Below are 19,422 nucleotides of genomic sequence, written 5' to 3'. Positions count from 1 at the left end.
CCCGTCACGGGTGGGAATCTTCTTATGAAATTTAAGTTGTGATGGTTTATGTATGGGTGACAGGCGTCTGTTTGTCTAAACCTTTGTTTGTTCTCGGTACTTTTTACGCGTCGCCTCCCCACCTCTAATATGTCTGATTGACTTATGAAAATCTAAAACTTCCTTAACTTCCTTGGCTAAGGCTGGGTTAATGGTTGGCAGCCTTTCCGTTAAGTCTTTGTGTACGGTGCTTTTGGAAACACCAAAGTCTTTCGCTATTACTCGTACCGTTTTCTTTGTTTCTAAAAGATGCTCCGCGATTCGGATCGTTCTGTCTTTGATGTAATCGTGCAAACTCCTCGCCTCCTGATGTCCCTCTAAAGATGTGATGGTACAGTTTATTCAGGAGTTGAAGGAAATATGTTAAACAGTTCACGTCTTCTGTCATATAACACAAAAATTCCTCGCCCAAATGACTCGGCGAGGAATTTTTTGTTCCTTATTATTGAAATTCAGGATCTACAGGTTCTCCGTCTTCAAGGAGTCTGAAGTGTACTTTTGTCATTTCTTCATCTCCGTAGACGTTTGTTCCAGAAACGCCAATCACATCACCTTGAGTTACATCATCGCCTTCTGAAACATTTGTTTCGGATAGACTACCATAATATGTGGTGCGCGTATCGTCATGTTCAATTTCAATGACTTGACCTTCTAGATCATCTTCGTAAACTTTAGACACTGTACCGCTTAGGGAAGCGATTACTTCAAATGGCTCTCCATCTTTTGAAGTAATGTCGACGCCTTTACTCTGGTAATAGTTGTTGTTGTAGAAAATTAGTGCATTTTCTTGTTCTTCATCCGTTGCTTCAGCGTCATAAAAATTTGTAATGATTTCAGCTTGATCCCCTAATAGTGTCGGCATGACTAAATCCTCTTGATCAGCGACTACTGGAACAGAATCATCATCTCCGTTTTGATCTGCCACTTGGCTTGGGTTTTCCTCATTTTGAGCATCGTTATCCGTAACATCAGATGCCTGGAATTGATAAATCATAACCCCCGCTAAAATGACAGCAACCAGAGTGATGTACAGTGCTGGGTAAAACCAGCGTTGACGCGTTAAGCTTTTCCACTTAGATTCACGCATCAATTTCCTTTCCTTTTCATTCATATTTCATCACCTCAGCAACATTCTGAACGAAAAAGAAGGAATATATACATGCGAACCGCAAATTTTTTAAAAATTTCCTGATTTTTATCGAGTTTTCGGGCAGAATAAGAAATTTTAGGGTTGTTAAATGGGGTGGGTGCTGTTGCCCAGTGGGTACGTTCATTTTTCCCATTAATTTAACAGGCTAAGACAAAAGTTAAATGAAAAGTGTAATAGACGACTTAATCAGCGTAGTCAAAAAGTGGAGACTCCGGGTCGGCTAAATACGGCCACGTCCTGTGGCCAACGCCGACACTAGAACGTCCAGTTCGTCGCAGAACAGCACGAGCTGAAAATCACGCAAAACTCACGGTAGTGAGTTTTGGGAAGTTGAAGCCGTGCCTGCGGAAAGCGGAGCTTTTTGACAGAGCGGTATAAGAAAAACCGTACAATGATTTTATGATTTACACATTGTACGGTCTGTATTTTACTTATAAACTTTTGTTTCAGCTTCTTCTTTAATTCATAGCACTTAGGGTGTCTATCACTTCTTGGACGTTTGAGATATCGACGCCTTGATAGTAGTGTTTGACGATCTCTTGATAGCCCTTTCCGTCCTCTGCCATGCCGTTTGCACCGTATTGACTCATTCCGACTCCATGGCCGTAGCCTTTTGTCGTAAAAATAATATGGTCACCTTTTGCTTGAATGGTGAAGTCGTTCGATCGTAAACCTAATAATTCGCGGACTTCCCGACCGGAAAATGTTTTACCGTTAATCGTAATTTCCTTAATTCGTTGACTTTCAGTTCGGACTGTATCAGTCACGTTAATCGTCGGGGAATCAATCCCAAGCTTACTTACAACTTCGCTCCGTGAGAGAATTTGTTGTTCCATAAATTCCGGTGATCGTTCATCCCAAGGGCTGCTAACGCTCTTTAAATATGGGACTTCATTTTGCCAGTAGTCTTCAGCGTTTTCGGTAAACCCGTTACTCGTTGAAAAAAATTGTGCGGCAATCGGTGTTCCACTATAAGTAATAATCTGTCCTTCTGTTTCTTTAACTGCCTCTTTAATTTTATTAATCTTCCATGAATAATCGACTCCCCATGTAGACCTTAACTCATCCAAATTTTTATAAACTTGATGTTGAACAGTGTCGGTCACATGGTATTCATCAGTGTCATCAGTTTCGGCTAATTTTTGCACGATGTACGTTCTAGCGGCTAATGCCTGTGCTTTAATCGCTTCAAGTTCAAAACTTGCCGGGACTTCGGATGATACGACGGATGTTACATATGTTTCTAAGGGGACTTCTTCGATCTCATCAGTCTGTTGTCGTTTAACTTTGACGATTGGTTGGTCCTCTGTGTCTAATTCCATTTCTTCAACTTCTGACATATTCACTGGTGTAGTCGAAGCTTCTGAGAATGGAATGACCACAATGGCTGGTAAGATGGTCATAACGGCGATTAGTATGGATCCTAGGATAACGCCTTCTTTTTTGATATTCATATCGACAGCTCCTCCTTTGTGTCATTCTCTATCTATCAATATGATTATTCCCAAAAAGGTTTTAATAGAACCATAAAATAGATTTATTTTTTAAACCCTTATACACTATTAGATCGGAGGCTGTCTATATTATCTCTTAAACATAAAAAAAGCGGCATTCGCCGCTTTTTTTAACTAGATTGTGCTATCTCATCATTTATAACTTGGTCGATTTTATCGCTTTCCTCGGATATGCGTTCAATCTTCGCACCTAAGCCGCGAAGTTTTTCTTCAAAGTTCACATAACCGCGATCTAAGTGTTTAAGTTCCGTTACAATAGTATGGCCTTCAGCCACAAGTCCTGCAATAATTAATGCGGCAGCTGCTCGTAAATCGGTTGCCGCAACTTCAGCACCTTGCAAAGAAGATGGGCCTTCGATAATGGCACTTCTGCCTTCAATTTTAGCAATAGCATTCATACGTCTGAACTCTTCTACGTGCATAAAACGGTTTTCAAAAACAGTCTCTGTTATAACACTAGTTCCTTTAGCTACCATAGTTAATGCCATAAATTGAGATTGTAAGTCTGTCGGAAATCCTGGGTATGGTAGAGTTTTAATGTCTACACCTCTTAATTCACCATTGCCCACTACGCGAATACTATTTTCGTATTCTTCAATACGCACTCCCATTTCTCGCATTTTTGCAGTTAATGAACTCAAATGATCAGGAATGGCTCCTTCAACTAGAACGTCGCCTCCTGAAACAGCGGCTGCGACCATAAATGTACCTGCTTCTATACGGTCTGGAATAATTGTGTGTTCGACACCTTGTAAAGATGGTACGCCTTCGATGCGGATTGTCTCTGTACCAGCACCAACAATTTTGCCACCCATTTGGTTAATATAATTAGCTAAATCTGTAATTTCTGGTTCTCTCGCACAGTTTTCGATAATCGTCGTTCCTTTAGCTAGTGCTGCTGCCATCATAAGATTCTCAGTTGCGCCTACACTTGGAACGTCTAAATAAATACGAGCACCTACTAGTTTTTCAGGTACATAAGCTTCCACATAGCCATTTCCTACATGAATTTCTGCCCCCATGGCTTCGAAGCCTTTTAGATGTTGGTCAATTGGTCGTGAACCAATTGCACATCCTCCTGGCATCGCAACCTTCGCATGGCCATAACGAGCTAACAACGGCCCTAATACGAGTACCGATGCTCTCATTTTTCTAACATATTCAAAAGGTGTTTCTGTCTTCAGTTGTTCTGAAGCATCAATCATTAGTTGATTGTTAGATTTCAAAACATTTATATTCATATATCTTAGAACTTCACTAATGGTATCAACATCGGCTAAATCAGGAACTTGATATAGAGTGCTTTTTCCTTCACTAGCCATAATACTAGCTGCAATGACTGGTAATACGGCGTTTTTTGCTCCTTCAACTTTCACCGCACCATGTAACTGGTTCCCACCGGATACTATGATTTTTTCCAAGGTTTTTCCCTCCGTGTCGATATTCCGTATGTTATTTAATATTCAATAACCAAGATAGGTGTTCCAATTGTTACGGTTTTTTGCTCATTTTCTTCGTCTCTTACGGCATATTGAATATTAATTTTTTCGTCGTCCATTGGTATATATTGATCGAATTGTTCTGTTGCTCCACTTATTACGGTAAAATTATTTTCTATCATTTCATTTACTTTGTTAACATCAAAATAGTTACGAATCTCAGAAGTTATAAAATTACTACTTATTTTAGCATCAGTTTGGGCTTGAAAACAAGAGTAAATTGGTCCTTTTTCAAAAAAACGTCGAAATTTGCTGTCTGACAATCTATTATTTAGATATATCTTCGTTTCGTTGCTCCACTCATCGGAAGTAAATTCATATAAAACCTTTACCCGATTTTCACTAATATTAATCACATTAAATTTTTCGTCCATATAACCAGGTTTTTGACCGTTCAATTGGAAGCTTTCTAAAAACTGCTCTGCCTCATCTGATTGAACCGTGACATGTGTCATGACCATAACTTCTTTAAGCTCATAATGATCTTGATCAAAGTATTGAGCTATTTTCTCAAATTCTTGTAAATCGGCATACGTTGTATTACTAGATTGATAGAACAAGACTAAAACCATACTTACAATAATACTGAAAAGAGCAACCCATCTCATGCTTTATCCCCCTATAACACTTTAATTGTTATAAGGATAGACAAAGCCGATGTATCTTATACCTTTAAATTAAATGTTGCAGTTGTCTCGACCATTTTATAAAATCTATGAAAAAGTTACTAACGGTAGAACCTAGCATGATCGAGAGCATCAGGTAGAAAATTCGGCTTTCTACGATTTTGTTTTTCTTAAAAATTCGTTCGAGTTGAACAGCTTCTAATGCTTTCCAAGCTAAAATTATAAAGATGATATGCATTAGCATAAATACAATTGCATCAATTGCAATATCAGCAAACATGTTTGCACCTCAATTCGTTCTTATTTAACATTTCCCGGGGAATATCGACATAAAACATCATTTCCGCTATAAACCTAGTTGCTTCCTATGCTAAACGAAAAGACCTGACGTCTTGTCAGGTCTTCCAGTCATGTTATCTGATTTCCGAAATATCCATACGATTGATTGCGCGCTCTAAAGCTAGTTCCGCACGTTTATGATCAATGTCTTCTGATTTTGCCATGTTTAGACGTTGTTCTGCGCGCTGTTTAGCTTGTTTCGCACGGTCAACGTCGATTTCGGAAGGTTGTTCTGCTGCTTGAGCTAGGATTGTCACTTGATCCGGTCTAACTTCTACGAATCCGCCGCTTACAGCAAGATGTTCTGTTTGGCCTTCCTTTTTTAAGCGTACTGCACTAATGGTTAATGGAGCAACTAATGGGATATGGCCTGGCAGAATACCAAGCTCTCCACTCTCTGCTCGACAACTTACCATTTCATATGAGCCTTCAAGTGCAGGGCCGTCAGGAGTGACAACACTCACGTTTAGTGTTTTCAACCTTACCCCTCCTTGGGCACGCGTAAGGCGGCGATATCATCACCGCCTACGTTCCCATTTTTATTGTTCCATTTCCTTTGCTTTTTCAACAACTTCTTCAATACGTCCAACTAGACGGAACGCGTCTTCTGGTAGGTCGTCATACTTACCTGAAAGGATTTCTTTGAATCCTTTGATTGTTTCATCAACTTGTACGTATGAACCTGGTTGTCCAGTAAACTGCTCAGCTACGTGGAAGTTTTGAGATAGGAAGAATTGAATTCGACGAGCACGAGAAACGGTTTGTTTGTCCTCATCAGATAATTCATCCATACCTAAGATCGCAATGATGTCTTGTAGTTCTTTATAACGTTGAAGCGTACGCTGAACTTCACGAGCAACTTCATAGTGTTCTTCGCCAACAATGTTAGGGTCTAGAGCACGAGAAGTTGATGATAGTGGGTCCACCGCAGGGTAGATCCCTTGTTCAGATAAGCTACGCTCTAAGTTTGTTGTCGCATCTAAGTGAGCGAATGTTGTTGCCGGTGACGGGTCAGTGTAGTCATCGGCTGGAACGTATACGGCCTGAATGGAAGTGATTGAACCTTTTTCAGTAGATGTAATACGCTCCTGTAATTGTCCCATTTCCGTCGCTAGTGTTGGCTGATAACCAACGGCTGATGGCATACGACCTAGTAGGGCGGACACCTCAGTACCTGCCTGTGTGAAACGGAAAATGTTGTCGATGAACAATAGCACGTCCTGACCTTCTTCGTCACGGAAGTACTCAGCCATTGTTAGTCCCGTTAGAGCTACACGCATACGTGAACCTGGTGGCTCGTTCATCTGACCGAACACCATTGCTGTCTGCTTGATAACGCCAGAATCGCTCATTTCATAGTATAAGTCGTTACCCTCACGAGTACGCTCACCTACACCAGCGAAAACTGAGATACCACTGTGCTCTTGTGCAATGTTGTTGATTAATTCCTGGATTAGTACGGTTTTACCAACACCCGCACCTCCGAATAGACCAATCTTACCACCTTTTACGTAGGGTGCTAATAAGTCTACAACTTTAATCCCTGTTTCAAGAATTTCAGTTTCTGTTGCTAAGTTTTCAAACTTAGGTGGTTCACGGTGAATTGGCTCACGGTGAACTTCTTTAGGAATCTCTTCTCCTAAGTCAATATGTTCACCTAAAACGTTGAACACACGACCTAATGTTGCTTCACCAACTGGAACTGAGATTGGTTGACTCATGTTATTAACTTCTGCACCACGAACGAGCCCGTCTGTTGAACCCATCGCGATGGTACGTACAGAGTCGTCACCAAGGTGAAGAGCAACTTCTAATGTTAGTTCATCGAGATTATCATTACCATCGATGACTAGTGCGTTATAAATTTCAGGTAAGTCACCACTGTCGAATTTAACGTCAACTACTGGACCCATTACCTGTGTCACGCGTCCTTTACTCATCTTTTTCCCTCCTTGCAATTTCGTTACAAGCGTTATTCTAACGCTGCTGCACCACCGACAATTTCAGTGATTTCTTGAGTGATTGCTGCCTGACGTGCACGGTTATATGAAAGTGTTAAGTCATCAATTAACTCATCTGCGTTATCTGTTGCACTACGCATTGCTGTCATACGAGATGCGTGTTCACTTGCTTTACCATCTAATAAAGCGCCGTAAACAATGCTTTCTGCGTATTGTGGCAATAAGGATTTAAGAATTTCTTCTTCATCCGGTTCATATTCGTAGGTCGTTAAGCTTTGACCTTCTGTATTTAAATCCGTTAATGGCAATACTTTTTGCTCTGTAACCTTTTGTGAAATGGCACTGATGAAGTGATTGTAGAAAAGGTTTAGTTCATCAATTTCTTCATTTTCGAAAAGGTTTACCGCAAAGCTTGCAATTTCTTTAATCTCAGCAAAATCTGGCTGATCTGGTAGGCCTGTTACTTCTTTTGCTAATGGCAAGCCATTTTTCTTACAAAAGTCACGGCCAACTTTACCGATTGCAATCACGGTGTATTCATCTTGAGATGAATGCGTGCTTTGAATCTTTTGGTAAAGGGCTCTTAACACATTACTGTTATAAGGGCCTGCTAGACCACGGTCAGATGTGATGACAACATAGCCTGTCTTTTTAACAGGTCTAGATTGTAACATCGGATGGTCTGCACCAGAATTACCGCCAGCAATGCTTGCGACAACTTCTTGTATTTTATCCATGTATGGCACGAAAGCTTTGGCGTTTTGTTCTGCTTTGTTTAACTTTGAAGCTGAAACCATTTCCATTGCTTTCGTGATTTTTTGGGTACTTTTCGTCGAATTAATACGATTTTTGATGTCACGAAGCGATGCCACTACGTCTCACCACCTTTTTTCGAGACTTCATATAAATTATTCGCTTACTGCAAATGAATTTTTAAAGTCTTCAATTGCTTTATTGAATTCTTCTTTTTCTGGTAATTGTTCAGTGTCGCGAATATGACTTAAAATTTCAGGCGCATGCTGATCTAAATACGTGTATAATTCAGATTCAAAGCGCTGAATATCTTCAATTGGAAGATCGTCTAAGTAGCCATTTACAAGTGAGTAAATAATTGCTACTTGATACTCAACTTTTTGAGGCTTGTTAAGACCCTGCTTAAGTACTTCAACTGTACGTTGACCACGGTTTAACTTCGCCTGAGTTGCTTTATCAAGGTCTGAACCGAACTGCGCGAATGACTCTAGCTCACGGAATGATGCTAAGTCTAGACGTAGCGTACCGGCTACTTTCTTCATCGCCTTGATTTGTGCGGAACCACCAACACGTGATACGGATAGACCCGGGTTGATCGCTGGTCGAACACCTGAGTGGAATAGGTCAGATTGTAAGAAAATCTGCCCGTCCGTGATTGAGATAACGTTTGTTGGGATATAAGCTCCGATGTCACCAGCTTGTGTTTCAACGAATGGTAACGCCGTTAATGAACCGCCACCTAATTCGTCATTTAACTTCGCCGCACGCTCTAACAAACGAGAGTGTAGGTAGAATACATCCCCTGGGAATGCTTCACGGCCTGGTGGGCGACGTAGTAGTAAGGAAAGTTCACGGTAAGCTGCTGCCTGTTTAGAAAGGTCATCGTATGCAACTAGTACGTGCTCTCCGTTATACATGAACTCCTCACCCATTGATACACCTGCATATGGTGCTAGGTATAGTAATGGAGCTGGGTCAGAAGCACCTGCGTTAACGATAATGGAATATTCTAAAGCACCGTTTTTACGTAGTGTTTCAACTAAACCACGCACGGTTGAATCTTTTTGTCCAATTGCTACATAAATACAAATAACATCTTGGTCTTTTTGGTTAATGATCGTATCAACTGCGATCGATGTTTTACCAGTCTGACGGTCACCGATGATTAACTCACGCTGTCCACGACCGATTGGTACCATCGAGTCAATAACTTTAATACCAGTTTGTAATGGTTCGTCAACTGATTTACGAGCCATAACACCTGGTGCTGGAGATTCGATTGGACGAGATTTTGTTGTTTCGATTGGTCCTAAACCGTCAACCGGCTGACCTAATGGATTTACAACACGTCCTAATAATTCTTTACCAACTGGAACTTGCATGATGCGTCCAGTACGACGAACTTCATCGCCTTCACGAATATCTGTAAATGGCCCAAGGATGACGATACCAACGTTGTTTTCTTCAAGGTTTTGCGCCATACCCATTACGCCATTTGAAAACTCAACTAGCTCACCAGCCATAACATTGTCAAGTCCGTGAGCACGTGCGATACCGTCACCGATTTCGATAACTGTACCGACTTCGTTTGCTTCAACTTCAGAATCATAGTTTTCAATTTGCTGCTTTATAAGCGCACTAATTTCTTCTGCTTTGATGCTCATCCATTTCACCCCTATCTTTACTTGTTTGCAGTCACTAAGTTCTGTTCTAAACGTTTAAGCTGTGTTTTTACGGTGCCATCGTAAATCTGGTTGCCTACCTGTATGCGCAAGCCACCAAGAATAGATGGGTCGACGATGTTGTTAATACGAAGGGTGTTGATCGTCATTTTCTTCGCAAAAACATCTTGAATTTGTTTCGTTTCGTCTTCTGTTAATTCACGAACAGAATAAACATCAGCTTCTGCAATACCTCTTGCTTCATTCTTCATCGACACAAACTCGCTTACGAGATCTTGTACGATGTCGACGCGACGTTTGTCGATTAGTAAAAGTAATGTATTTAATGTGTCTTGCGAGACGTCTTTAAATACTTGACGAACGAATTCTTTTTTCTGATCCCCTGATACTCTTGGGTTATTCAAGAAGTCTGAAAGTGATTCGTCATGATTGAAAACGTCTTGGACAACTAGAAGTTCTTCTTCTAGCTGGTCTAAATTAGACTTCCCTTTTCCAATTTCAAACAAGGCTACGGCATAACGCTTTGCTGCTACTGATTGACTCATTTCGACTCGCCTACTTCTTTTAAGTATTCTTGAATGAGTTCGTCTTGTTCATCTGCAGAAAGTTCTTTTTCAATAACTTTACTAGCAATTTGAACAGAAAGCGTAGCCACTTGTTCTTGTAATTGTTGTACGGCTTTATCACGTTCTTGTGCAATATCTTCACGAGCGCTTTCTTTAATACGCTCTGCTTCTTGTCTTGCTTGGTCAAGAATTGATGATTCCTGTGTTTTTGCCGTTTGTTTAGCATCTTCGATAATTTGATGTGCGTTTTGACGAGATTCTTTAAGTTCAGCGTTTGCTTCACTCATTAAGCGCTCTGCTTCTTTGCGATTGTTTTCTGCTGTATCTATTTCATTCGCAATGTGATCTTCACGCTCTTTCATCACTTTCATCAATGGTCCCCAAGCAAATTTCTTTAAAAGAACCAATAGGACGATGAAGATGATTAATTGCGCTAGCATATCACCGACATTAATAGATGCACCTAAAACAAAGTTGGTACCTAACACAGCCTTCACTCCTTTCGGCTAACTCCTCACATTTTCTCGTGTTTAACACATAAAGGAATGGCGAAGGCCGTTTTGGGTCGTCTTCGCCATTCAATTGTTGTCGTAAATTACATAGCCATAAATGCAATTACGACTGCGATGATTGGAAGCGCCTCAACTAACGCTACACCAATAAACATTGTTGTTTGTAATGTACCGCGAAGCTCAGGTTGACGAGCGATACCATTTACTGTTCCATTTACGATTAAACCGTTACCAATACCTGCACCTAATGCACCTAATCCTACTGCGATTGCAGCTGCTAACATATTCATAACAATAATTCCTCCTCAAGATATATTTATAAAATAGTTTGATTTCACCATCGTCTTATTTGACGAATGACTTTATTGAAATACCTAGCATTTGCTAAGTACTTGTCCACTTAAAAATTAATGGTCACTGCTCACTTTGTGAGACATATAAACCATTGTTAACATAGTAAAGATGAACGCCTGAATCGCACCAATAAAGATACTGAATGCTTGCCAAGCCATCATCGGCAGAATACCTCCTAGGAACCCTGCAATTGTGCCTGATGCGACTAACCCTGCTAATAGAGTTAATAAAATCTCACCAGCATAAATGTTACCGTAAAGACGAAGACCTAACGTCAACGTATTGGCAAATTCTTCAATGATTTTTAACGGGAATAAAGGCCATAGTGGCTTGAAAAATTCTTTTCCGTATTCCTTTGTCCCTTTCATTTTCACACCATAATAGTGTGTGAGTACGACAACCATTGTCGCTAACGTCAACGTAATACCAGGGTCTGATGTTGGTGATTTCCACCATAGTTCGTGGTCAAATGTCACCATTGTTGCTACCCCAAGTAAGTTGGAGACGAAAATGTAAATTAATAGAGTCAAACCTAACCCCATAAAGCGACGTCCTGTTTCGTAATCCATGGTATTACCTATCATGTCTTTCACAAAGTCAACGATCCATTCCATGAAGTTCTGAAAACCTGTTGGCTTCATCTGTAAGCTCTTGCTAGCTGTAATACCTAAAATAAGTACAATCGTAGATGCTACCAACATCATAAGGACAGTTGACATATTGAAATCTAACCATGGGATTCCAAACACGTCCGTCAGCATCGGATTTTTGTGGTCCACTTCACTCACCTCTCTTCCTCGTAGTTAGTTCGGTATGATGAAAAAAGTAATCTATTATAATGACCAAATAAGGTGTCATTAAACCAATGATAACTGCAATCATGTCGAAAATACCCGGATATTGTAAGGCGATTACTGCAGCTAATGCTGCTGTTGCAAACCTTGTGAGCATCCCCAATGTTCGTTTTTTCTCATCTCGGTCGACAACACCTTGTCCAATTCGATTAATTTTGACTTGCAAAAGCCATAAATTAAACGTGCTGATTCCAGCACCTAAAATCATGCCTGCAAAAAAAGGTTGATAGTCTGTAAATCCATAGCCTAAAACAAATACCGCTACGAGATAAAACAACCATTTTAATTGCCGACTCATCATGTATGTATAGTCTTTCATCTTACTCGTCTCCTAAAAACTTTTTTACCAACAAGATCATACCATACACACCAGAAGCCAGCCCTAGTAGAAGACCGATAATTAAAAACAACGGGGAAGTGTCAAAATAACCATCTAACCAACGTCCGGCTAATACACCGACGATGGTTGACCCGGATAAATAACTTAAAATACTTGCAGTGATTGCCATACCTTGAAGTGGATGTTTATTCAGAGATACCACTCCATTCCGAATAAGTAGGTGGAAAACGTATTAATTTCCCACTATCTTGCAGGACTTTTTCTTTGTAGATAAAGGCAAAATTTTAAGACAAAAAAATAGTCTCAAAACAATTGCCCACACTAAATTAGATTACAATAGGTCTATTTTAAAGTCAATTGTAAATACATAGAATTTGAAACAACTTTGTGACAGATATCACATATTTTTTGAAAACGCTTTTACTAAAGTTATTCTGCACCCGGGATATAAAGGTCTTGTTTCTCAAATAATACTTCGCCTTCCTGTTCGATTTGAAAGATTGCCGTAAGTTCTCCTTTTGGAAGTTTACTGATCTCAAACTCTTTTTCAAACATACCCGATGGAAGATCGGTTTCGGTAAATAAATCGGTTGTTTTAAGTGACTGAGTGTCGACTAACGCCATGGACAATTGATCAATTTTTTCGTTCAAATAAAATCTTAATGTTAATTTCTCTTGTTGAAAAGGTGCCATATCAATTTCAAATCCGGTAATTCTTGGATAGTCTGACGTTTCGTTAATAAATAAGTAAGGTAATTCCTTGGTCTCTCCACCTAAGGTCATTTCTAAGTAACCTTGTTGCGTCCCTTCCGCCATTCGGTCTGGTGTAATTGAAGCACCGATCTTAAATGAACGCTTCGTTTGAGGTGAAATCGTTGTGGTCATCGGTAAGTCCCAAATAAGGCCGTTTTCTCGTTTTGGTATGTCAAAGCGTACGGTTAAAGGTTGACTTTCATGATTCGTTACTTCGATCGTTTGCTCGACCCGTTTTTGGGTATCTTCAATTTTTCCAAAGTTGAGTCTGTTTTGGTTGATGGCGTAAGGTTGATTAACCGCTTTTTCAGTGTCGATAAACCCTGTGCCCTGCTCTGAAGGTGATAACAGGCCCTCTTCTGATTTAAAAAGTTCGGTAGATGACAGAAGGCGTGATTTCAGTTGCTCAGGTGTATCGTGGGGGTAAGCTTGTTTTAATAAAGCCAGAACACCTGTCACATAAGGCGCCGCCATACTCGTTCCCTGTAACGACGCGTAACCGTCAGGGATCGTGCTCACAATTTCAACGCCCGGTGCAATCAAATCAGGTTTAATGTTCCAAGATGACGCAACCGGGCCTCTTGAGCTAAACGGTGCTAAGGTATTTTTTAACGTGGTGTAACGGGTTGATAGCCATGAGTCCCCTTCCATAAGCATTTGAGCTTCTTCTTCTGTTACATACGCTACTGGGAATGGCGTTTGAGCGAACTCCCATTGGTTGGGGTCGTCTTCTGGATGACTGTAGATGATTAAGGCGGTTGCTCCTTTTTCTTCTAAGGTCTTAATTAGTTCGTAAAAAGGGGTGTCGCCTTTTTCTGTAAGAATGACCCGGTCGTGAATGGTTTCTTGGAGATCTTCAGGGTTGCGAGCCACTTCAATTGGTAGGTCGCGTTTAAAATCCCACTCAGGTGTTAATGGTAGTGAGCGGACTTGAATCACATTTGAATCTTTGGTTTGGATTTGCGGAATTTCTTGTTCCGTAATAGCAGCACCGACCGAAATGGCTTTTTCAGATGTGGCAGGCGAACCTACCGTCCAGTCGCCTGGCCCACTATTCCCATTAGCAACAACGACGATCGTTCCCATTTCAACAGCACGATCCACGGCTTTTGTCATTGGGTCATCCGGGCTATTCGTTTCGCTCCCGAGCGACATGTTAACCATATCCATGCCGTCTTTCACTGCTTGCTCTAATGCTGCAATGATTTGAGCAGTTGTGCCAGAACCGCCTGGCCCTAGTGCCCTATAACTATAAATGTCAGCATCTGGTGCGACGCCTTGCATCGTACCATTACCCGCAATAATGCCTGATACGTGCGTTCCGTGAAGAGTTGGCATACCATCTTCAGGCGTCGTTTCCATCGGATCTTCGTCAAAATCGACGACATCAAACCCGCCCTGATAATTTTTTTCTAAATCTGGGTGTTGATAATCTATGCCTGTATCAATCACGCCAACTTTAACGCCCTCACCGGTGTAAGACATCGTATCCGGATGGTAGCGCGCACGTTCGGGATGAATTTTTTCAGGCTTCTGATTCGGAACCGAATACGACTCTACTTGATTAACTGACGCCACATACTGCTCATCATGAAGGTCTTTAATATGGCGCTGCTTTCCCGTAACTGCAACGGCGTCCATTAACGTATCATAAACGTACTCAATTTGAACTAGCGGATAATAATCCTCTATATGTTCTTTAACATCATGCGGATCGTCAGTCACTTCAATAATCCAAGTGGACTCATCGGCGTGAACGTTGATTGGTATAAGTAAGATGATGAATAATGGAATCCACTTTTTCATAGCTACTGCTCCTTCAAAGCTAGTTTAACCTTAGTGTGTGAAAAAAGTGGAAAGTCATGCTGGGGAAAGAAAAAAGGTATAATAAAAACCCCGTATTATGATCAACGTTATACATCATAGTACGGAGTTCCTCACACGCTCCGTCAAATAGCTCCGCTTTCCGCAGGCACGGCTTCAACTTCCCAAAACTCACTACCGTGAGTTTTGCGTGATTTTCAGCTCGTGCTGTTCCTGCAGGAGTCTGCGCTTTTTGACTACGCTAACTATTATTTGTAACGATTGTCTTTTTAAACTCGTCTATAAACTTCCTCTCAACCGCTTTAATCTTATAAAAACTCATCTGGTTTTTGGTCATTTTTATTAAAGTAATAATTAATCGCATCTGCAATCCGTCTTGACGCTTGTCCGTCACCGTATGGGTTCGAAGCATGAGCCATTTTCTTATGTTCATCATCATTTGATAAAAGTAAATCGGCCATGTTAAAGATATTCTCTTCATCAGTTCCGGCAAGCTTAAGCGTGCCAGCATCTATTCCTTCTGGTCGCTCGGTAGTATCGCGAAGAACAAGTACCGGCACCCCAAGTGATGGCGCTTCTTCCTGCACACCACCAGAGTCAGTTAAAATTAAATGCGCGTTCGATGCGAAATTGTGAAAATCGATGACTTCAAGCGGTTCGATTAATTGTATACGATCGTGGTCATCAAGCCATTTTTTCGCCGTTTCCTGAACGACCGGATTTAGGTGTACAGGATATACAACTTCGACATCTTCGTGCACATCAGCAATACGTCTGATCGCACGGAACATCTGGTCCATGTTTTCGCCTATATTTTCTCGACGGTGTGCCGTCACGAGAACTAAACGCTTACCTTCAGCTTTTCGTAAAACTTCGTGCTTATAGTTCTCCGATACCGTTGTCTGAAGCGCATCAATAGCTGTGTTCCCAGTAATAAAGATCTGTTCTTCATCTTTATTTTCGTTTAGTAAGTTTTGTTTCGATTGAGTCGTTGGAGCAAAATGCAGGTCTGCCAATACGCCCGTTGCCTGGCGGTTAATTTCTTCAGGGAACGGCGAATATTTATTCCACGTTCTAAGGCCTGCTTCAACATGTCCGACTGGAATTTTGTTGTAAAAGGCAGCAAGACTCGCCGCAAATGTCGTCGTGGTATCACCGTGGACGAGGACGATATCTGGCCTTGCTTCTTTCATGACCTCATCTAAGCCCTCAAGTGCACGAGTCGTAATTTGCGCAAGCGTTTGCTTTTTCTTCATAATATTTAAATCTATATCCGGCTCAATGCCAAAAATGTTTAATACTTGATCAAGCATTTCACGGTGCTGCGCGGTCACTGTAACAATTGGTTCAAATTCACTCGAACGTTTTTGCAATTCTAGAACTAACGGGGCCATTTTGATTGCTTCTGGTCTGGTTCCAAAAATCGTCATGACCTTAATATTTTTCATATAATTCATTCCTTATTTAGTTCCAAATAATCGATCGCCTGCATCGCCAAGACCTGGGATGATGTAACCTTTTTCGTTTAACTTTTCATCTAAACCTGCCACGTAAATATTAATATCTGGGTGCGCTTCCTTAACCGCTTCAACGCCTTCAGGTGCGGCGATTAAGCACATTAAGCTAATTTGTTTAGCGCCACGGGTTTTCAAGGAATCGATTGCCGCAATCGCTGAACCTCCTGTTGCCAGCATCGGATCCGTGACGATTAACTCACGCTCTTCAATATCAGACGGTAACTTGACGTAATATTCAACCGGCTTGAGTGTGTCTGGGTCACGATATAAGCCAACGTGGCCAATTTTAGCGGCTGGTACAAGCTTGACAATCCCGTCTACCATGCCGAGGCCAGCGCGTAGAATAGGGATGACGCCTAATTTTTTACCAGCCAATACTTTTGATTTAGCCGTCGCAACCGGCGTTTCGACTTCTACCTCTTCAAGCGGTAATTCACGTGTAATTTCAAACATCATCAGGGTTGCCACTTCATCGGTCAGCTCACGAAAAGCTTTAGTCCCTGTGTTTTTATCACGAATAATCGTTAGTTTGTGTTGAATTAAAGGATGATCAAAAACATATACTTTTCCCACGGACGAATCTCTCCTTTATAAAATATCTATTGAATTGTAGCGAAATATGTCCAAAGTTGCAACAGTAAAAGAAAAAAGGTCTGAAATGCGTTTAAAATATTGCTTTTCGACAAGATTCGTTGCTGTAAGTTTTTAAAAAGGTACTGAATGGACAAAAAATGGGTCTGAAACGAGAAAATATTGGTCTAAAAGATCAGCTCTACCTTATTTTATCCAAAAGGCATGAAAAAAGTAGCGGAGATATGCCGCTACTTATTCATACATTGGGAAACGGTCTGAAAGCTGCTTTACACGTGCTTTTGCTTCTTCTAGTTTAGCTTCATCTTCGTGATTTTTAAGCGTAAAGGCAATAATTGAAGCCACTTCGTCCATTTCCTCTAAACCGAAGCCACGAGTCGTTACTGCTGCCGTTCCAATACGGATACCGCTCGTAACAAATGGGCTTTCTGGGTCAAATGGGATGGTATTTTTATTTGTTGTTACGCCAATATCATCGAGCGCTTTTTCAGCTATTTTACCCGTTAAATTTAATGGGCGTAAGTCGAGTAGTAATAAATGATTATCTGTTCCGCCTGAGACGAGGCGCACGCCTTCTTTGGTTAGCGATTCGCCTAAGCGTTTCGCATTTTCAATAATTTGTTTGGAATAATCTTTAAACACTGGCTGAAGGGCTTCTTGGAATGCCACACCTTTAGCGGCAATCACGTGCATTAACGGGCCGCCTTGCATGCCAGGGAATACGTTTTTATCAATTTTCTTAGCAAATTCTTCTGTCGTTAAAATCATACCGCCACGAGGGCCGCGTAGTGTTTTATGTGTTGTAGTTGTAACAAAATGCGCATGAGGCACTGGGCTTGGGTGGTGGCCTGTTGCGACAAGGCCAGCGATATGAGCCATATCAACTAGTAAGTAAGCCCCAACTTCATCTGCGATTTCTCGGAACTTTTTAAAATCAATCGAACGTGGATAAGCAGAAGCGCCTGCCACGATTAATTTAGGCTGAACTTCTTTCGCGCGTTCTAATAACTGATTATAATCGATTTGTTCGGATTCTTCGTCTACGCCGTAGTCCACAACGTTATAAAGCTTTCCGCTAAAATTAACTGGGCTTCCGTGCGTTAAGTGACCACCGTGGTTTAAGTTCATACCAAGGATCGTATCACCTGGTTCTAACACGGTGAAATAGACAGCCATGTTCGCTTGTGCTCCTGAGTGAGGCTGGACGTTCGCATGCTCAGCTCCAAACAGTTTTTTCGCACGGTCACGCGCTAAGTTTTCTGCCACATCAACGTACTCGCAACCACCGTAGTAACGGCGGCCTGGATAACCTTCAGCGTACTTGTTCGTTAAAACCGAACCTGCCGCTTGCATAACCGCTTCTGATACAAAATTCTCAGACGCAATGAGTTCAATTTTATCGTGTTGGCGATTTTTTTCTAAATTAATCGCATCAAGCATTTCTTGGTCGACTTCGTGCAATTGGTTTGAAAGATGAGTCATAGAGAAAGCCTCCTTATGTATTGTTCTTCCGGTAAATCGCGCGTTCTCCTCCGATCAATTTTGGCCTCGTGTAAGCAAACGTTGCGTGCGCATCACCGACTGACGTTTGGGACAGTCTTAGTGGGACGGCGACGTGTTTTAAATGCATGCCGATTAACGTATCACCAAGGTCCATGCCAAAATCTGCTTGGATTGAATCTACTAAAACAGGGTCGTCCATTTGTTCAAAAGCGAACGTCGCCATGGAACCGCCCGCTTTAGCGTGAGGGATTGCGCTGACTTCTTCTAAACCGCGCTCCTGCATGACGTGTCGTTCAACGACAAGCGCCCGATTGAGATGTTCGCAACATTGAAACGCAAGCTCAATTCCTGTTTCATTTCGAAACGCCTCGAGCGCAGTGAAAATCGCCTCAGCAATTTCCGTGCTGCCCGACGTTCCAATGTGCTCGCCGGCAATCTCACTTGTTGAGCAACCGATGACCATCAGACCTTTTGGAGCAACGATTTGTTGTTCTTTCCACTGATTCATTATAACATGAATTTCATTTTGAATCTGCTCTATTTTCAAAACATTCCCTCCTTTTACTTCAAATAAAACTCGCCCGTGAAGAGGCGAGTTTTTACTTATTGCTGTTCATATTCCATCATTTTGTTAACGCGGTTTTCGTGACGACCACCTTCAAATTCAGATTCTAAAAATGCTTTCGCAATCTCACGAGCTAATCCTGGTCCGATCACACGCTCGCCCATCGCAAGTACGTTGGCGTTATTGTGCATACGCGTCATTTTGGCACTGAAAACATCGTGTGCTAGTGCGCAGCGCACGCCTTTAACTTTGTTCGCGGAGATCGACATGCCGATGCCTGTCCCGCAAATTAAAATCGCAAAATCAAATTCACCATTTGCAACGCGCTCAGACGCTGGAATCCCGTAATCCGGATAGTCCACCGAAGAGTCGCCTGCACAACCCATATCTTCATACTCAATCTGCATGTCATCTAATAACGATGCAATTTCTTTACGAATATTCACACCGCCATGGTCTGATGTTAATACCACTTTCATG

Annotated in this window: 22 protein-coding genes; all 22 read right to left on the bottom strand. The window is 41.5% G+C overall.

What is annotated here, in order from left to right:
- Window positions 1-75 precede the first annotated feature (75 nt).
- The gene (gene spoIIID, locus EDC24_RS06450; RefSeq protein WP_124220860.1) at window positions 76-333 is read right to left on the bottom strand and encodes a sporulation transcriptional regulator SpoIIID; all 258 of its coding nucleotides are present in this window, start codon (window positions 331-333) and stop codon (window positions 76-78) included.
- A gap of 148 nt (window positions 334-481) precedes the next feature.
- Window positions 482-1,150: a M23 family metallopeptidase gene (locus tag EDC24_RS06445; RefSeq protein ID WP_124220859.1), complete on the bottom strand. Its 669-nt coding sequence runs from the start codon at window positions 1,148-1,150 to the stop codon at window positions 482-484.
- A gap of 497 nt (window positions 1,151-1,647) precedes the next feature.
- The gene (gene spoIID, locus EDC24_RS06440; protein ID WP_124220857.1) at window positions 1,648-2,643 is read right to left on the bottom strand and encodes a stage II sporulation protein D; all 996 of its coding nucleotides are present in this window, start codon (window positions 2,641-2,643) and stop codon (window positions 1,648-1,650) included.
- 170 nt (window positions 2,644-2,813) lie between these two features.
- Window positions 2,814-4,124 carry a UDP-N-acetylglucosamine 1-carboxyvinyltransferase gene (murA, locus tag EDC24_RS06435; protein WP_124220855.1) on the bottom strand — a complete coding sequence of 437 codons (1,311 nt, stop codon included), beginning with the start codon at window positions 4,122-4,124 and terminating at the stop codon, window positions 2,814-2,816.
- Between the two features lie 35 nt (window positions 4,125-4,159).
- Window positions 4,160-4,810, bottom strand: a complete 651-nt coding sequence (locus EDC24_RS06430) for a YwmB family TATA-box binding protein (RefSeq protein WP_124220853.1) — start codon at window positions 4,808-4,810, stop codon at window positions 4,160-4,162.
- A gap of 64 nt (window positions 4,811-4,874) precedes the next feature.
- Window positions 4,875-5,108: a DUF1146 family protein gene (locus EDC24_RS06425; RefSeq protein WP_124220852.1), complete on the bottom strand. Its 234-nt coding sequence runs from the start codon at window positions 5,106-5,108 to the stop codon at window positions 4,875-4,877.
- Window positions 5,109-5,241: 133 nt separating this feature from the next.
- Window positions 5,242-5,646, bottom strand: a complete 405-nt coding sequence (locus EDC24_RS06420; RefSeq protein WP_124220850.1) for a F0F1 ATP synthase subunit epsilon — start codon at window positions 5,644-5,646, stop codon at window positions 5,242-5,244.
- Window positions 5,647-5,706: 60 nt separating this feature from the next.
- Window positions 5,707-7,107, bottom strand: coding sequence for a F0F1 ATP synthase subunit beta (atpD, locus tag EDC24_RS06415; protein WP_124220848.1), 1,401 nt, complete (start codon window positions 7,105-7,107; stop codon window positions 5,707-5,709).
- Window positions 7,108-7,139: 32 nt separating this feature from the next.
- Entirely contained in the window at window positions 7,140-8,000 is an 861-nt protein-coding gene (gene atpG / locus EDC24_RS06410) for an ATP synthase F1 subunit gamma (protein WP_124220846.1), read from the bottom strand.
- 36 nt (window positions 8,001-8,036) lie between these two features.
- Window positions 8,037-9,545, bottom strand: coding sequence for a F0F1 ATP synthase subunit alpha (gene atpA / locus EDC24_RS06405; RefSeq protein ID WP_124220845.1), 1,509 nt, complete (start codon window positions 9,543-9,545; stop codon window positions 8,037-8,039).
- Between the two features lie 17 nt (window positions 9,546-9,562).
- A complete protein-coding gene (locus EDC24_RS06400; RefSeq protein ID WP_124220843.1) occupies window positions 9,563-10,108 on the bottom strand; it encodes a F0F1 ATP synthase subunit delta in 546 nt (181 codons plus the stop codon).
- Window positions 10,105-10,617: a F0F1 ATP synthase subunit B gene (gene atpF, locus EDC24_RS06395; RefSeq protein WP_245997999.1), complete on the bottom strand. Its 513-nt coding sequence runs from the start codon at window positions 10,615-10,617 to the stop codon at window positions 10,105-10,107. Before atpF ends, EDC24_RS06400 begins: the two co-directional genes overlap by 4 nt.
- Before the next feature lie 107 nt (window positions 10,618-10,724).
- Window positions 10,725-10,931, bottom strand: coding sequence for a F0F1 ATP synthase subunit C (gene atpE / locus EDC24_RS06390; protein WP_124220841.1), 207 nt, complete (start codon window positions 10,929-10,931; stop codon window positions 10,725-10,727).
- A 117-nt stretch (window positions 10,932-11,048) separates the two neighbouring features.
- Window positions 11,049-11,774 (bottom strand): F0F1 ATP synthase subunit A, encoded by a 726-nt coding sequence (gene atpB, locus EDC24_RS06385; protein WP_124221501.1) that lies wholly within the window; start codon window positions 11,772-11,774, stop codon window positions 11,049-11,051.
- A gap of 1 nt (window position 11,775) precedes the next feature.
- Window positions 11,776-12,168 (bottom strand): ATP synthase subunit I, encoded by a 393-nt coding sequence (locus EDC24_RS06380; RefSeq protein WP_124220839.1) that lies wholly within the window; start codon window positions 12,166-12,168, stop codon window positions 11,776-11,778.
- A gap of 1 nt (window position 12,169) precedes the next feature.
- Window positions 12,170-12,358 (bottom strand): AtpZ/AtpI family protein, encoded by a 189-nt coding sequence (locus EDC24_RS06375; protein ID WP_211342340.1) that lies wholly within the window; start codon window positions 12,356-12,358, stop codon window positions 12,170-12,172.
- Between the two features lie 260 nt (window positions 12,359-12,618).
- Window positions 12,619-14,748 (bottom strand): S8 family serine peptidase, encoded by a 2,130-nt coding sequence (locus EDC24_RS15375; RefSeq protein ID WP_124220835.1) that lies wholly within the window; start codon window positions 14,746-14,748, stop codon window positions 12,619-12,621.
- A gap of 326 nt (window positions 14,749-15,074) precedes the next feature.
- The gene (gene wecB, locus EDC24_RS06365) at window positions 15,075-16,214 is read right to left on the bottom strand and encodes a non-hydrolyzing UDP-N-acetylglucosamine 2-epimerase (RefSeq protein ID WP_124220833.1); all 1,140 of its coding nucleotides are present in this window, start codon (window positions 16,212-16,214) and stop codon (window positions 15,075-15,077) included.
- Window positions 16,215-16,226: 12 nt separating this feature from the next.
- Window positions 16,227-16,856 (bottom strand): uracil phosphoribosyltransferase, encoded by a 630-nt coding sequence (upp, locus tag EDC24_RS06360; RefSeq protein WP_124220832.1) that lies wholly within the window; start codon window positions 16,854-16,856, stop codon window positions 16,227-16,229.
- A 252-nt stretch (window positions 16,857-17,108) separates the two neighbouring features.
- Window positions 17,109-18,356 carry a serine hydroxymethyltransferase gene (glyA, locus tag EDC24_RS06355; protein ID WP_124220830.1) on the bottom strand — a complete coding sequence of 416 codons (1,248 nt, stop codon included), beginning with the start codon at window positions 18,354-18,356 and terminating at the stop codon, window positions 17,109-17,111.
- 13 nt (window positions 18,357-18,369) lie between these two features.
- Window positions 18,370-18,897 carry a TIGR01440 family protein gene (locus tag EDC24_RS06350; RefSeq protein WP_281274508.1) on the bottom strand — a complete coding sequence of 176 codons (528 nt, stop codon included), beginning with the start codon at window positions 18,895-18,897 and terminating at the stop codon, window positions 18,370-18,372.
- Between the two features lie 83 nt (window positions 18,898-18,980).
- On the bottom strand, window positions 18,981-19,421 hold the full coding sequence (gene rpiB / locus EDC24_RS06345) for a ribose 5-phosphate isomerase B (protein WP_124220826.1): 441 nt from the start codon (window positions 19,419-19,421) through the stop codon (window positions 18,981-18,983).
- Window position 19,422: the final 1 nt, after the last annotated feature.

The organism is Aquisalibacillus elongatus (genome assembly GCF_003843875.1).
Taxonomy (GTDB): Bacteria; Bacillota; Bacilli; order Bacillales; family Alkalibacillaceae; genus Aquisalibacillus; species Aquisalibacillus elongatus.
The sequence above is the reverse complement of the archived record's forward strand: the minus strand, read 5'-3'. Positions and strand labels throughout refer to the sequence as shown.